Source organism: Mesorhizobium sp., from assembly GCF_005063415.1.
In the GTDB taxonomy this organism is placed as follows: domain Bacteria; phylum Pseudomonadota; class Alphaproteobacteria; order Rhizobiales; family Rhizobiaceae; genus Mesorhizobium.
This window is the reverse complement of the sequence record NZ_SUEG01000048.1, coordinates 22,851-36,463: the sequence shown is the minus strand read 5'-3', so window position 1 is coordinate 36,463 and position 13,613 is coordinate 22,851. Positions and strand designations below refer to the sequence as shown.

The 13,613-nt window shown below is 61.0% G+C and carries 13 protein-coding genes; 9 read left to right on the top strand and 4 right to left on the bottom strand.

What is annotated here, in order from left to right:
- Positions 1–1,089: molybdopterin dinucleotide binding domain-containing protein (locus E5W70_RS15175; protein ID WP_292659416.1), on the top strand; the 1,089-nt coding region annotated here is incomplete at its 5' end.
- A 104-nt stretch (positions 1,090–1,193) separates the two neighbouring features.
- A complete protein-coding gene (locus E5W70_RS15170) occupies positions 1,194–1,679 on the top strand; it encodes a hypothetical protein (protein ID WP_292659414.1) in 486 nt (161 codons plus the stop codon).
- Positions 1,680–1,706: 27 nt separating this feature from the next.
- Here the strand turns inward: E5W70_RS15170 and E5W70_RS15165 are convergent, their stop codons facing one another.
- The gene (locus E5W70_RS15165; RefSeq protein WP_292659413.1) at positions 1,707–2,738 is read right to left on the bottom strand and encodes a hydroxyacid dehydrogenase; all 1,032 of its coding nucleotides are present in this window, start codon (positions 2,736–2,738) and stop codon (positions 1,707–1,709) included.
- Between the two features lie 176 nt (positions 2,739–2,914).
- Between E5W70_RS15165 and E5W70_RS15160 the strand changes: the two genes are divergently transcribed.
- Both E5W70_RS15160 and E5W70_RS15155 read left to right on the top strand, forming a co-directional pair.
- Entirely contained in the window at positions 2,915–4,351 is a 1,437-nt protein-coding gene (locus tag E5W70_RS15160) for an aldehyde dehydrogenase family protein (protein ID WP_292659421.1), read from the top strand.
- 38 nt (positions 4,352–4,389) lie between these two features.
- A complete protein-coding gene (locus E5W70_RS15155; protein WP_292659411.1) occupies positions 4,390–4,971 on the top strand; it encodes a DUF1349 domain-containing protein in 582 nt (193 codons plus the stop codon).
- 40 nt (positions 4,972–5,011) lie between these two features.
- On the opposite strand, the gene E5W70_RS15150 is transcribed toward E5W70_RS15155, so the two are convergent.
- The gene (locus E5W70_RS15150; protein WP_292659409.1) at positions 5,012–5,764 is read right to left on the bottom strand and encodes an SDR family NAD(P)-dependent oxidoreductase; all 753 of its coding nucleotides are present in this window, start codon (positions 5,762–5,764) and stop codon (positions 5,012–5,014) included.
- A gap of 329 nt (positions 5,765–6,093) precedes the next feature.
- Between E5W70_RS15150 and E5W70_RS15145 the strand changes: the two genes are divergently transcribed.
- Positions 6,094–7,365 carry an O-antigen ligase gene (locus E5W70_RS15145; RefSeq protein WP_292659407.1) on the top strand — a complete coding sequence of 424 codons (1,272 nt, stop codon included), beginning with the start codon at positions 6,094–6,096 and terminating at the stop codon, positions 7,363–7,365.
- A 124-nt stretch (positions 7,366–7,489) separates the two neighbouring features.
- Here the strand turns inward: E5W70_RS15145 and E5W70_RS15140 are convergent, their stop codons facing one another.
- Complete coding sequence (locus E5W70_RS15140; RefSeq protein ID WP_292659420.1) at positions 7,490–8,701, bottom strand: polysaccharide biosynthesis/export family protein; 1,212 nt, start codon at positions 8,699–8,701, stop codon at positions 7,490–7,492.
- Positions 8,702–8,908: 207 nt separating this feature from the next.
- Positions 8,909–9,586 carry a sugar transferase gene (locus E5W70_RS15135; protein WP_292659405.1) on the bottom strand — a complete coding sequence of 226 codons (678 nt, stop codon included), beginning with the start codon at positions 9,584–9,586 and terminating at the stop codon, positions 8,909–8,911.
- A gap of 557 nt (positions 9,587–10,143) precedes the next feature.
- Here E5W70_RS15135 and E5W70_RS15130 point away from each other — a divergent pair.
- From E5W70_RS15130 to E5W70_RS15115, 4 genes are all read left to right on the top strand, one after another.
- The gene (locus E5W70_RS15130) at positions 10,144–10,464 is read left to right on the top strand and encodes an exopolysaccharide production repressor exox (protein ID WP_292659403.1); all 321 of its coding nucleotides are present in this window, start codon (positions 10,144–10,146) and stop codon (positions 10,462–10,464) included.
- 453 nt (positions 10,465–10,917) lie between these two features.
- Positions 10,918–11,940 carry a glycosyltransferase family 2 protein gene (locus E5W70_RS15125; protein ID WP_292659401.1) on the top strand — a complete coding sequence of 341 codons (1,023 nt, stop codon included), beginning with the start codon at positions 10,918–10,920 and terminating at the stop codon, positions 11,938–11,940.
- Between the two features lie 269 nt (positions 11,941–12,209).
- Positions 12,210–12,611: a hypothetical protein gene (locus tag E5W70_RS15120; protein WP_292659399.1), complete on the top strand. Its 402-nt coding sequence runs from the start codon at positions 12,210–12,212 to the stop codon at positions 12,609–12,611.
- Positions 12,612–12,870: 259 nt separating this feature from the next.
- Positions 12,871–13,611 carry a family 16 glycosylhydrolase gene (locus E5W70_RS15115; RefSeq protein ID WP_292659419.1) on the top strand — a complete coding sequence of 247 codons (741 nt, stop codon included), beginning with the start codon at positions 12,871–12,873 and terminating at the stop codon, positions 13,609–13,611.
- Positions 13,612–13,613: the final 2 nt, after the last annotated feature.

Sequence of the window (13,613 nt, the reverse complement as noted above, 5' to 3'; positions counted from 1 at the left end):
CGGCGGATCTCCCCCCTTGAGGGGGAGATGGCCGGCAGGCCAGAGGGGGGTGCCTGGCGCCAGCCGGAGGACAAAAGCACCCGCTTCTTCGCCAACGGCAATTTCTACACGCCCGACCGTAAGGCGCGCTTCATTGCCATCCGCCCAGCCGCACAAACCCGCACCAACCCGGACTACCCGCTCGTCCTCAACACCGGGCGCGTGCGCGACCACTGGCACACCATGACGCGGACCGGCAAGAGCCCGCGCCTGTCGCAGCACATGGCCGAACCGTTCGTCGAAATCCACCCGGCGGATGCGCAGCACTACGGCATCGGCGATGCCGACATCGTGCGCGTCTCGACTGCCCATGGCGAGGTGCTGGTCCGCGCGCTGGTGACGGTGCGCCAACGCCAAGGCTCTGTATTTGTACCGATGCACTGGACCGATCAGTCCTCCGCCCGCGCGCGCGTCGATGCACTGGTCGCGCCGACGACCGATGCGATTTCAGGCCAGCCGGCCTCGAAGAATGTTGCCGCCCGCATCCAGCGGTTCGCCGCCACGGCCTTCGGCTTCGCCGTGCTTGCCGAACGGCCCGCCTCGATCGACGCCGATTATTGGAGCCTCGCCAGCTGCCCCACCGGCTGGCGCCTCGAAATTGCGCTGCGGTCCGGCCGCGACTGGACCGGGTTTGCCGCCGCGCTGTTAGGCCTGGAAGGCGAGACGCTCGCCTATCACGACATCGCCGGCGGGCACCATCGCTTCGCCCGGTTCGCGGGCAGTCGGCTGGTCGGCGCGCTCTATCTTGCGCCTACCCCGGTAGCGGTGTCGCGCGGCTGGGCGGTCGAACAACTGGGTGCCGACCATGCCGATCGGCAGGCGCGGTTGGCGATTGTCGCCGGCAGGCCTGGCGGCAAGAGCGTCGACCGCGGTGCCATCGTCTGCGCCTGTTTCGGGGTCGGTGCCAACCAGATCGCGGAAGCGGTGCGCGGCGGCTGCACCAGCGTCGCGGCGATCGGCTCCGCCCTTCACGCCGGCACCAATTGCGGCTCTTGCCGCGCCGAGATCAAGACCATTATCGACGGGCGGCGTCTTCAAGCTGCAGAGTGAATGCGCCGAGGAACTCTGCCGCGCCGCTGTATGATGCTTACTAGCAATTTACAAACCATGGGCTACCAACGTTCTGACTTCGATTCGTTCTGAACGGGAGCCTCATGAGCAAAGCCCTGACCTCATTCGCGCTTGCCGCCGTGCTGGCGGCCTTGCTGATGGCGCTCAGCCTGGCGGTGGCCAGGCATGGCTATCCCTATGGCGCGATCGGCGCCAAGCGCTTGAGCGACGTCGCCGATGCGGGGACGTTCATTCCGCTCGCGGCGATCTATTTTTTCAGCGCACTGCTGATGATGGTTCTGCCGATCAGGCTCGCTGGCATCGTCCTGACACATGCCGCCGATGCGATCTTCTGGACGGTCATCGTGTTGTTTGCGGTCATCGTTGGATGTCTCGTCGCGAGATTTGCTTTCGGTCAGCGCGATGTGCTCTCGGCGCTGCTGAACTGGCGGTTCCTGTTTGTCGCAGCCGTCGTCGGATGCCATCTCTTCATCAATGAGCTGCGCCGCAACATCCTGTTGAGAAGCCTGTTCTTCGTCGTCTTCGCCGCAGCGACACTGGCCTGCCTGTTTTGGTCCTTCACCGTCTGAGCATGTGCGACCCGTCGGGCAGACGGCTTAATTCTTGTCGACCGGCTTCGAACGCATTCGCGAAACGGTCTCACGCTCGGCCCGCTTCGAACGCATCGGCGGCAGGCCGCGGTCGATCAGGTCCATGTCTTCCAGCACCATGTCGCCCATCCGCTTGAAGGCGATGTCGAGCGCACCGGCCCGGTGGGCGGAGCGCAGGAATCCCGGCAATGTGCGGACCGGGTGATCCTGGGCCAGAGGCTCCTCAGGAAAAACATCGCTGGCGGCGACGATATGGCCGCTGCGGACGGCGTCCATCAGTGCCGGGAAATCGACCACTCCGGCTCGGCTGAGCAGGATGAAAGCGGCTCCCTTGCGCATCCTGGCAAACGCGTCGGCACCAAGGAAACCCTGGTTTTCGCTGGTCACCGAAGCGACGACGAAGATGAAATCGCTGTTCGACAGAACCTCGTCGAGAGAGGCCGGCTCAACGCCGTTTTCGATCAGGATCGACGGCGGCAGCCACGGGTCGAAGACTTTTGTCCGCGTGCGAAAGCCCGACAGCAGCCGGTTGAGCGCACGGCCAAGATCGCCGAAGCCGATGATGCCGACATCCGCACCGGAAAGAAGCCGCGCCGTCCGGTTGCCGTCGCCGCCCCACAGCTCCTTGCCCTGACGAAAAGCGAGGTCGGCATCGACAATGCCGCGGGCAAGGTTGAGCGCCATGGCAAGGCCGAGCTCGGCCACCGGTTCGGCAAACACCAGCCCGGTGGTGACGACATGGATGCCGCGCGAAAACAGCGTCTCGTAGGGCATGTTGTTGATGAGGTTGCTCTCGACATTGAAGATGCAGCGCAGCGCCTTCATTTTTTCCAGCGTCTCCGGCGCGATCGGCGGCTGGCCGACGATGTAGCGGGCTTCGGCAAGGATATCGGCCGGCAGGGCTCTGACATCTTCGGGCGATGTTTCGACGATGCGGTATTTCGATCGAAACTTCGCCAGCGCAGCCGGCGTGAAGATCAGGTCGAGCGTGCGCGGTTCGGGTGCGCTGATCACCAGCGGCAAGGCGCTGTCGGACATGATACTTTTCCTCCCGTGCGATCCGCGTCGCACCACACTAGAATCGTCTTTCCCGCCCCGACACCTATCACATGCCTGTCGAGGAGGAGAAGTTTGCCCGCCTTCGGCCTTGCGGTGCGGCGGTCGGTGGTCCAGATAGACGGCGATCGAAGGACGACAAGGAAGACAGCGACATGATCCCGTTTCGAAAGAACCTCATCGATGGCGAATGGGTGGGCGATGCCGGCTCCCGCAACATCAACCCGTCCAATCTCGACGACGTGGTCGGCGAATATGCATCGGGAGGCGCCGAGCACGCTCGGCAGGCCATCGCGGCGGCGAAAGCGGCATTTCCAGCATGGTCTCGATCGGGCCTGCTGGCACGCCATGCGGTGCTGAGGAAGGCGTCGGACGAGATCACCGCGCGGAAAGATGAAATCGGCCGGGCCTTGGCGCGCGAGGAAGGCAAGACGCTGGTCGAAGGCATCGGCGAGACTGTGCGGGCTGCACAGATATTCGACTTCTTCGCCGGCGAGACGCTGCGTCTGTCGGGCGAGCTGGTGCCAAGCGTGCGGCCCGGCGTCGGCGTCGAGATCACCCGCGAAGCCGTCGGCGTCGTCGGCATCATCACGCCGTGGAATTTCCCGATCGCCATTCCGGCCTGGAAAATCGCGCCAGCGCTGGCCTACGGCAACACCATCGTCTTCAAGCCGGCGGAACTCGTTCCGGAGAGCGCCTGGACAATTGTCGACATCCTGCACCGCGCCGGACTGCCCAAGGGCGTGCTCAACCTGGTGATGGGCAAAGGTTCGGTGGTCGGCCAGGCCATGCTCGACAGCCCTGATCTCAACGCTATCACCTTCACCGGCTCGGTCGGCACCGGCAAGCGCGTGGCCGCCGCCAGCGTCGAGCACATGCGCAAGTTCCAGCTCGAAATGGGCGGCAAGAACCCGCTTGTCGTGCTCGACGATGCCGACCTTGCCGTCGCCGTCGACTGCGCGGTCAACGGCGCCTACTTCTCGACCGGCCAGCGCTGCACGGCGTCGTCCCGCCTGGTGGTGACGGACGGCATCCATGACCGCTTCGTCGAGGCGATGAAAGATCGCCTGAGCAAGCTGGTCATCGGTGACGCTCTCGATGCGAAGACCCAGATCGGGCCGGTCGTCGACCAGAGCCAACTCAAGCAGGACGAAGACTATATTGCCATCGGACGTCAGGAAGGCGCCGATCTCGCTTTCGGCGGCGAGCGGCTCGATCGCGAAACCCGCGGTTTCTATTTGCAGCCTGCGCTGTTCACCGAAACCACCAACGCCATGCGCATCTCGCGCGAGGAGATTTTCGGACCGGTCGCCAACGTCATCCGCGTCAAGGATTATGACGAGGCGCTGGCGGTGGCCAACGACACGCCGTTCGGCCTGACCTCCGGCATCTGCACCTCGAGCCTCAAGCACGCCACGCATTTCAAGCGCAATTCGGAAGCCGGCATGGTCATGGTCAACCTGCCGACGGCCGGCGTCGACTTCCACGTGCCTTTCGGCGGGCGCAAGGGATCGAGCTACGGCCCGCGCGAGCAGGGCCGCTATGCCGCAGAGTTCTACACCACAGTGAAGACCGCTTACACGTTTGCCGGCTAAGAAAAGGCGGCAGACCAGCCAGGCAGGCGAGCAAATCGATGACATCTGAGAATACCGACCTGACCTGGCTCAATCCGCCGCCGCACCATGCCTTCGGCGACAATACGGTGCATGTGCGAACCGGCAAGGAGACCGACTTCTGGCGAGAGACGTTCTACGACTTCTGGCGTGACAATGGCCATTTCCTCTATCGTGAGGTCGAGGGCGATTTCAGCGCCGAAGTCACGGTCAAGGGGCACTATGAGGTGCTTTACGACCAAGCCGGGCTTATGATCCGCCTGAGCGAGACGCATTGGATCAAGGCCGGCATCGAATACACCGACGGGCTGATGTATTTTTCCGTCGTCGTCACCAACGATGCCTCCGACTGGTCGCTGGCCAGCATTCCGGCCGATCCGGACGGGGTCAGGATCCGCCTGACCCGCCATGCCGAGACGATCCGCGTCCAGTATCGCGACGCATCTGACAAGCACTGGAAACCGGTGCGGCTTGCCTATTTCCCGCCGTCGAAAACGGTCGATGTCGGCATGATGTGCTGTTCGCCGCAGCGCGAGGGCTTCGAAGTGACATTCAGCGATTTTTCGATCGGCCCGCCGATCTCGCGGGAGCTTCACGATTGAGGCGCCGCGATCCGGTCGGGCGGTTTGCGTCCGGCCTGCCTCAGTAGGTCGCCCGGCCGCCGGAGACGTCGAAGACGGCAGCCGTCGTGAACGAGCATTCCTCGGACGCGATCCAGCAAATCAGCGCCGCCACCTCCTCGACCTCGCCGAACCGCGCCATCGGTATTTTGGACAGCATGAAGTCGATGTGCTGCTGGCTCATCTGCTGGAAGATTGCGGTGCGCACGGCCGCCGGCGTGACGCAGTTCACCGTCACCTTGGTCTTGGCCAACTCCTTGCCGAGCGACTTGGTCATGCCGATCACCGCCGCCTTGGAGGTGCTGTAGGCCGAGGCGTTCGGGTTACCTTCCTTGCCGGCAATCGAGGCGATGTTGACGATCCTGCCGTAATTGCGTTCGAGCATATGCGGGACCAGCGCCTTGTTGCAGAAGAAGACGCCGTTGATGTTGATGTCGATGACCCGGCGCCAATCCTCTACGGAATACTCCCAGGTCGTCATGTTCGGTCCGGTGATAGCAGCGCTGGTGACAAGGACATCGACTGCGCCAAGCGCTTCGATCGTCTCTCCGGCGGCGGCTTCGACAGCTAGGGGGTCGGCGACGTCGAGGGTCACGCTGTGCAGGGCTGGAACAATGGCCTTGGCCTGCTCGATCTGGGCGGCATCGCGATCCCAGACCGAAACACGCCCGCCTTCGTCAGTGATCCTTTGCGCGACGGCCAGGCCGATGCCTGAGGCGCCGCCGGTGATAACAGCAGATCGTCCGGCAAATCGTCCTGCGAAACTCATCGGCATGTGGTCTTCCTCCCAATCGGCGGCGAATGTGAAGTCAACGGCGGACAAGTTCAAGCGCGGACTTGCAACCTCAGAACAGCTTGCGATGGGCCAGCACCGGGCAATTAGAGGGGACTGCCTCCCTGCCCAAATCGTCTCGTCCGGTATTGAGAGAACTGCAGGAACGACGCGTCCAGTTGGCATCCGGGTGACAGGCGGCGCCGGATGGGTTATATTGCACTGCACAATGCGAGCGCCAGCAGGCGAAGCTCCCATCGATCCGATGCATCGGTCCATGAGCGGCCCATGAAATCGGCATTGAGCTGCAAGGACGGAAAACCGCTACCGAGATGAAGATTCCAAAATCTCTGTTGATCGATCCGGACAAGAACACGGTCTATGGCAGCTTTGCCGTTGCCGTCTCGATCTGGGCGTTCTCCTACTCGACCATTTTCGGCCAGGCCATGATCCTGGCCTACTATGCAGTCTGGCTGCCGCTCATCCTGGTCGACCACCGGAAGATATTAAGGCACGCTTCCAGCGCCTGGCTTCCGCTGGCCTTTGCAATCTATGTCTGCTTCTCGGTGTTCTGGTCGGCAGCCCCCGGCACCACGGCAAGGACGGCCGTCCAATATTGCTCGCATATCGCCTGCGCCTACATTGCCGCGCGCACCGTCAGCGTCCGGACCTTGACCATAGGCGCCCTGATCGGGATTTTCGTCGTCCTGCTCTACTCGCTCAAGGTCGCGAGTTATTCCTACGACGTTCTCGATGGCACGTATAATTTCGTCGGCGCGTTCAGCTCCAAGAACCAGATTGGCTTTGTCGCATCGCTTGGCATCTATTTCTGCGTTGTCTACCTCGCCTTTCTCAGGCGGGGCCGGATAAGCTTTTTGTTGATCGTACCGATTGTCCTTCTGTCGGGCTATCTGCTGGTCGTGTCGCATTCGGCCACTTCGATGGCATCCACTCCGGCGGTTCTCGCTCTGGTCGCCCTGCTTTCCATCGGCAAGCTGCTTTCGCTCCGACATCGCCGGGTGATTTTCATGATCGGTGCGGGTGCGCTGGTCGCCTGCACCGTGATTGCGCTGAATCTCGGGCTGATGGACTTTGTCCTTGGCCTTTTCGGCAAGGATTCGACGCTCACCGGACGAACCTACCTCTGGCAACAGGGGTGGAATGCCGCGCAGCAATCGCCCATCCTCGGCATCGGCTACGCGGCCTATTGGGTGCAGGGCTTCTCCGAGGCCGAGCGGCTGTGGAACGAATTCTACATCGCCGCGCGAAGCGGCTTCCACTTCCACAACACCTACATCGAGACCTTGGTGGAACTCGGCTTCGTCGGTGCGACACTGCTTTCGCTGATCATCCTGCGCACGCTCTGGGGTCACGTCTCGGCGCTGATATTCAGGACATGGCAAGCCGACTCCGTGATTCTTGCCGGCGTCATGGTGCTTCTGTTCATCCGGTCCTTCGTCGAGGTCGAGACCCTCAACCCTTACATCATGGGATCGTTCCTGCTGTACTACAGCTACTTCAAGCTGGTGAGGGTGCCGGCCGTCGCTCCGTCCCGGTGGAACGCCGTGAACCATCTCGAGGAACCGGACGCCGTGCGAGGCTAGAGCGGGCGGATCCAGGCGGTTCGTTGCCCGAAGGCTGCCTTGTTTTTCTGATCCATAAGATACCAAGCCCAAACCCCGCAGACCGCTGCCTGCGGGGTGGTGCTTCGCTCCCGGTGGAAAGAAGCTACTGGATGGCCAGGGGCGCCGGTTTGACCTTGATCACGTCCCCTGGCAGCACCGGCGTGTCTTCATCGGCGGTGATTTCGCTGGTCTTGCCGTCGACCACTCGCACCAGAGAAAATGACAAGGCCGCTGGTTCGTTGTTGCCGTAGAATTGCGGCATGGGGCTGCCCGACAAGGCTTCTGACATCAAGGCTTTTTCCATATTCAGCTTCAGCGTCACCTCGTTGAGATCGGCTTCCGTCTGTTGCCGGTCGGTCGCGAGGCTGGAGTTCTGCGTGTTCTCCAGATCGATGGCGTCCTGGGTGGCCTTGCTGATCGACTGCTTGGCCGTGAGAATCGCCGTTTCGTAATCCAGGATCTGGCCTTCAAGGTCGGCGATGGTTTGCTGCGAGTTCAAAACCCGCGTGTTGACGACCAGGCCCTTTTGCGCCAGCGAGCCGATGCCGTTGAGCTGCTCCTTCGCCAGATCGACCTGCTTCTGCTGGTTGACGATCTTTTTCTGCAGCGAATCGATCTCGCTCTGCAGCAGCGCCTTCAAATCGTCGAGCGCCTGCAAGCGCAGCTTGAGTTTCTTCTGGTCGGCCGCCAGGATCGCCGTCTCATCGGCAACGATGCTGGGCAGTTTCGGATCGTCGGCCACCTCTTTCGGCACCGCGAATGTCGGCTTGTCCGCCAGTTCCGCTTCGACGCGGGCGCGCTTGACGGTCAGCCTGACCAATTGGTCTTGTAGTACGTCGAAATTGCCCTTGGCATTGATCAGGTCGCGGTCGAAGCGCTGCCCGCTCTCCGGGTTCCGCCGGGCTCCGCCGGCAATGCTCATCGCTTTCAGCACGGACAACCCAGGCACACAAGGATACTGGCCGGGCGATTGCACCTCGCCAGAGATGTAGAATGGCCGGTACTGCGCCATTTCGACGGAAGCCTCCGGCTTGTCGGCCAGAGCGAGCTTGCGCTGCAGTGCCTCGCCGAGCGATGCGGCGATCTCCGAAGTCGTCTTGCCGGATGCGGGCATCTCGCCGACGAACGGAACCGACAAGGTTCCAGCGGGGCCGACTGTGTATTCTCCATTGATGGCCGACCAGTCACGGAACGTGCCTTCGACGGTCTGCCATTCCGCCACGCGGATGGTCAGCTTGTCCTGTGCTCCAAGCCGATAGTCGTCGGCGAAGGCAAACTGTGGCAGGGCTAGCGACAGCGTCAGGCCGGTCGCCATTGTGAGGCAAGTCGTCAAAAGCCGTACTCGCCGCATGCGTCTGGAGAAAATGCCGGTGCAAAAGATATCGATTATATCTGCTTTCAACTGAGCGTTTCCGATCTGGTTTGCCCCGCCCGATGAGCTGCCGATGCCTGAGTTGGGGGCCTGAGTTCTGGGCCCGAATTCTGGACAGTCGCTCCTCGATGCACGGCCAGCAAGCGGCCGTCAGTAGCAGCCTCGCGACATCCAGACCGCAGGTACGGTCTTGATGATGATGCGAATGTCTTCGAACATCGACCAGTTCTCGACATAGTGCCTGTCGAATGCGACGCGGCTGTCGTAGGAAACATCGTTGCGTCCGCTGACCTGCCAGAGCCCGGTCAGGCCGGGGCGCGATTTCAGGTAATAGACGGCCGAATTGCCATAGATCTCCAGCTCATCGCGCACGACGGGACGAGGCCCGACCAGGCTCATATCCCCCTGCAGGATGTTGATGATCTGCGGCAACTCATCGAGGCTGAGCTTCCTCAGCACCGCTCCGACGCGCGTGATCCGCGGGTCGTTCTTCAACTTGCGCGTCGCTATCCATTCGGCGTTGGCCTCCGGATTCGCGGCGAGATAGGCAGCAAGCACCCGCTCGCCGTCTGGAACCATGGTGCGGAACTTGAGGCACGGGAAAATCCGTCCTCCGCGGCCGATCCGGCTGTGACCATAGAAAATCGGCCCGCCATCGGAAAACCTGACAAGCAGCGCTATCATCACGAACAGCGGGCTGAGAGCGATCAGGCCGATCAGCGAACCGGCAATATCGAAGCTGCGTTTGAGCAGGCCGCCGATCGGTGGCGGAAAATCGACGCCGGCCTGCGAAAAATCCGCATCGGCCGGCTTGGCTACGTCCCTCATGCGTAAACTCCATACGTTGAACGGATGGTTTACCGCACGATACCAAAAAAATGTTGCAGCGCAACACACAATTTCCCAGACGGCTGTAATAGTCGCGTCATGAACTGACTAAATAATAAACTCGTCCTGCACAAAATTTCGCCTTTATGTCGCAAAAGAGACAGATTATGGGCAATTTTGGAAAAGCTAGTCCAATTTTGCGGCTGATTTTAGGCGAATCGCTCTTTATACCCTGCTGTGGAGCTTTGCCATCATTTAGAATTTCAAAATATCGACTGATGTTATGCTAAAATACTGGCCAATATTATAAATCTTACTGGAGCGAGTCGATATCCGGCAATCAGTGGTGATGCCGACGTGTGCATTGCACCATGGCAGAGTCGATCCCGAGGATTCGTTTAAAATTATTCCGCAACTGCCCTTGCCGCCTATTGCGCGGGTCAATAGAGTTGCAAATTGTTGCTGTCGGACTATGGACAGATTGGGCTAGGCCGGAAGCAACCGGCCAGATGCGGGCAACCTAAATAAGCTCGCAGAGTTTAAGGGAGGTGCTCGGGGTGGGCTTGTCGACATTTTTTCCCGAGCCGGTTGATGGGCTATCGGGTATGTCACTGCCAAAGTTCATTATCGGAATGTGTTTTGCGCTGGCGATCGTGATCGTCTGGTCGTATTTGGGCGGCGCCTCGCTCGGTACGACGCTTTTTCGTGTCATCGGCTGCGCGATAGTCATCCAACTGGGTTATTTTCTGCTGGTCTTTGCCATGATCGCCAGAAATGCCCCGACCCCGGCCGACAAAATTCGCGACGCTGAAAGAAAGCTGAGTTCGGACGAAGCGGCCGAAGGCGAAAAATTCAGCGCTCGAAGGGGCCTTCACTGATTTCAGGCCTGGCCGCGGTCTGCGATGTCCATGTGACCTGTGGCTAAGCTTGCCGGTCCTCTGACGGATTGCTCGCTTCAACAACACCGGCGGTCGGCATTCCTGTTCTTTCGATTGCTTGACACTGCCGGCCTCGACGCGCTCGCTCTGCGTCGCCGCCATCCGGTCGGCGACGATCAGCAACTGGTTTCCGCCAGTCGAACGGTCTGATGGAGCGTGTAGGAACGGCTCTGCCAAGCGGCGCATTTCTGGAGCCATCCCGATCGAGGCTCGCCGCCTGCCCAATCGGGCTATGACACCCAGCAAAATGAAAAACTGGACGGCGCCGATGATTTTGGCGATGCTGCTTCGCACTTGCAGCATAGGCATTTGGGCCGATGCATTTCAGATGGGCGGTGAGGCATTGAGCGGACGAGGCGAGGAAATCCGCAACGACTTCTGCAATCGAGAGGCATGTCCATGACATCATCCCAGGTCTGCGTGATCATCGCCGCCCGCAATGCGGCGCGGACAATTCCGGCTGCCATTGCATCGGCATTACGCGAGCCGGAGGTTGCGGAAGTTGTCGTCGTCGACGACGCGTCCACCGACGATACCGCGAAAGTCGCCTACGCAGCCGACGACGGCACGGGCCGCCTTTCCGTCATCCGCTTCGACGTCAATCGCGGCCCCTCCTTTGCCCGCAACGCCGCGATAGCCGGTTCCAGGTCGCCGTTTATCAGCATCCTGGACGCTGATGATTTCTTTTTCGAAGGCAGGTTTCACAGACTGTTCGCCAGCACCGATTGGGATTTCGCTGCAGACAACATCATGCTTGTCAGGGATGACGCGGCAACCGACGTTTCGAAAATCGTTGCTCCACCGTTCTCGCCCGAACCGGAATTCCTCGATTTCGAGGGTTTCATCGACGCCAACATCTCCAGGCGCCGTGTGCAACGAGGGGAACTGGGCTTCCTCAAGCCAGTGATCAGCCGCGCCTTCCTCGATCGGCATGGGCTGCGCTACGACGAGAAGCTGCGCCTGGGTGAAGACTATGAACTCTATGCGCGCGCGGTTGCCCACGGCGCGCGCTTCAAGGTCATCAAATCCTGTGGCTACGGCGCGATCGTGCGCGCCGATTCGCTGAGCGGACGGCACAAGACCCAGGACCTGAAGCATTTGGCCGATGCCGACCTCGCACTGCTTGCGATCGACAGTTTGCCGGAGGCATCGAAGGCTGCGCTGAGAAGGCACGAGCGGCACATCCGCGACAAATACCGGTTGCGGAAGTTTTTAGATGTGAAGGCTGAGCGCGGGCTGGCGCCGGCTGCGGCCTACGCCTTGGCCAGCTCGTCCAACCTCACAGCCGTCGTCCGCGGCGTTGCCTCCGACAAGCTGGATGCGCTGTTTCGCCGCGCTGGCCTCGCCGCGAAGCGTCAGCATGTGCCGCCGCTGCGCTTCCTCATGGCCGGAACCAGCACGGCCAGCGAAAGCTAGGCCCGTCAACGTGCGATGGCGGTAGCCACTCCCTTACCCTTCGGTCGGCGCGCACCATTTCAACGAGATTCAAGAGTTTACGATCTAGGTGGTTGCCTATGCGCGCAGGGAATGGCAATCTATGTTGCGGTGCAGCAATTTTGGACGGCCAACCGAACTGGCCCGAGACATCCCCTGTCGGAGGAGCTGGACGATGCAAGAAATGTCTTTTGAATGTGGATTGGCGCCAAGGCCGGTCACCAGCTCGACGATGATGGGGCGCTGACTACATGGCCTCGATCTTTCGCTTCCGATCGAGAGATCCGGCGCGCGACACGCAGACCGACACCTCGCGCCTCGATCGGTTGGCAAAGCTGCTGGACCAGATCGCGGCCGAAGTCGAGGCGGAGAAGAGCGGACTTGAGAACCGCTACAGGACGACGGCCACCAATGCCGCCTTTCTGGTCGAGGCCATGGAGAACGGAGCGGTCTCCTCTCGCAGGTCTTCCGAAGTCGGCGAACTGACCAGGTCGATCCTGAATTGCGAGCGGCGGATCGCAGCGCTGTCGCGCCAGATGCAGATGATGAAGGATCTCCGTCATTCGCTGGATGAAATCTTCGAGGAGAAGCGGCAGAACGGTCCCGACATAAGGACCGATTTTGTGAAGCCCGCCGATTCCGGCAAAGGCTGAGCGAACACCCCGGGTCGGCGCAATGGTTTTAGGCACAACACGGAGCTTGGGAGCGACAGAGGTCAAGATCAGGTTGTTTCGTCACGGTTCGAACGATCGCTTTGGGGGCGCACAGCACAAAGGTGAGTTTGATATGAATGCAGATCCTAAAAGCACGTCCGCCCCGGCAACCCGCGGCACCCGGTTCACGCGCCCGATCCCAGGCAAGCTGCGGCGGCTCCGTTCAGACGGCGCGTTTCTGCTGATCGTTCTCGTCAGCATGATTGCGGGCCTGGTGCCCGTCCGCGCCCAGGATCTCCCAACCGCGCCGTCCTTTGTCGATGATTTCACCAGCCTCAGTCGCGCGCGCTGGTACATTTCCGACGGCTGGACGAACGGCAAGCATCAGAACTGCACCTGGTCCAAAAGCCTGATCGGGCTTTCCGACGGCATGCTGACGCTCGGTTTCGAGAAGCGCAAGCTGAAGGATCGCGAATTCGCCTGCGCCGAGATCCAGACCAAGCAGCGCTTCGGCTACGGCACCTACGAGGCGCGGATGAAGACCGACACGGGCTCCGGCGTCAACGCTGCATTCTTCAGCTTCGTCGGCGATGCCGACAAGCAGCCGCATGATGAAATCGACTTTGAGGTGCTGACCAAGGACACGTCCAAGGTTCAGGTCAACGCCTACATAGCCGGTAAAGGCAAGAACGAGAAACTGGTCGACGTCGCCGGCGGCACCGACAAGGCCTTCAACGACTACGCCTTCGTCTGGGAAAAGGACCGGCTGCGCTGGTACGTCAACGGCAAGCTTGTCCACGAGATCACCGATCCGGCGAAGCTGCCCACCCATTCGCAAAGGATCTATTTCAGCCTGTGGGGCAGCGATACGATGAAGGGCTGGATGGGGCCGTTCTCGGATCCCGGCCGCAAGCTCGCCATGCAGGTGGATCGCGTTGCATTCACCGCACTCGGCCAGCCCTGCCAATTCCCGGAATCGCTGGCATGCAACACAAACTAGAA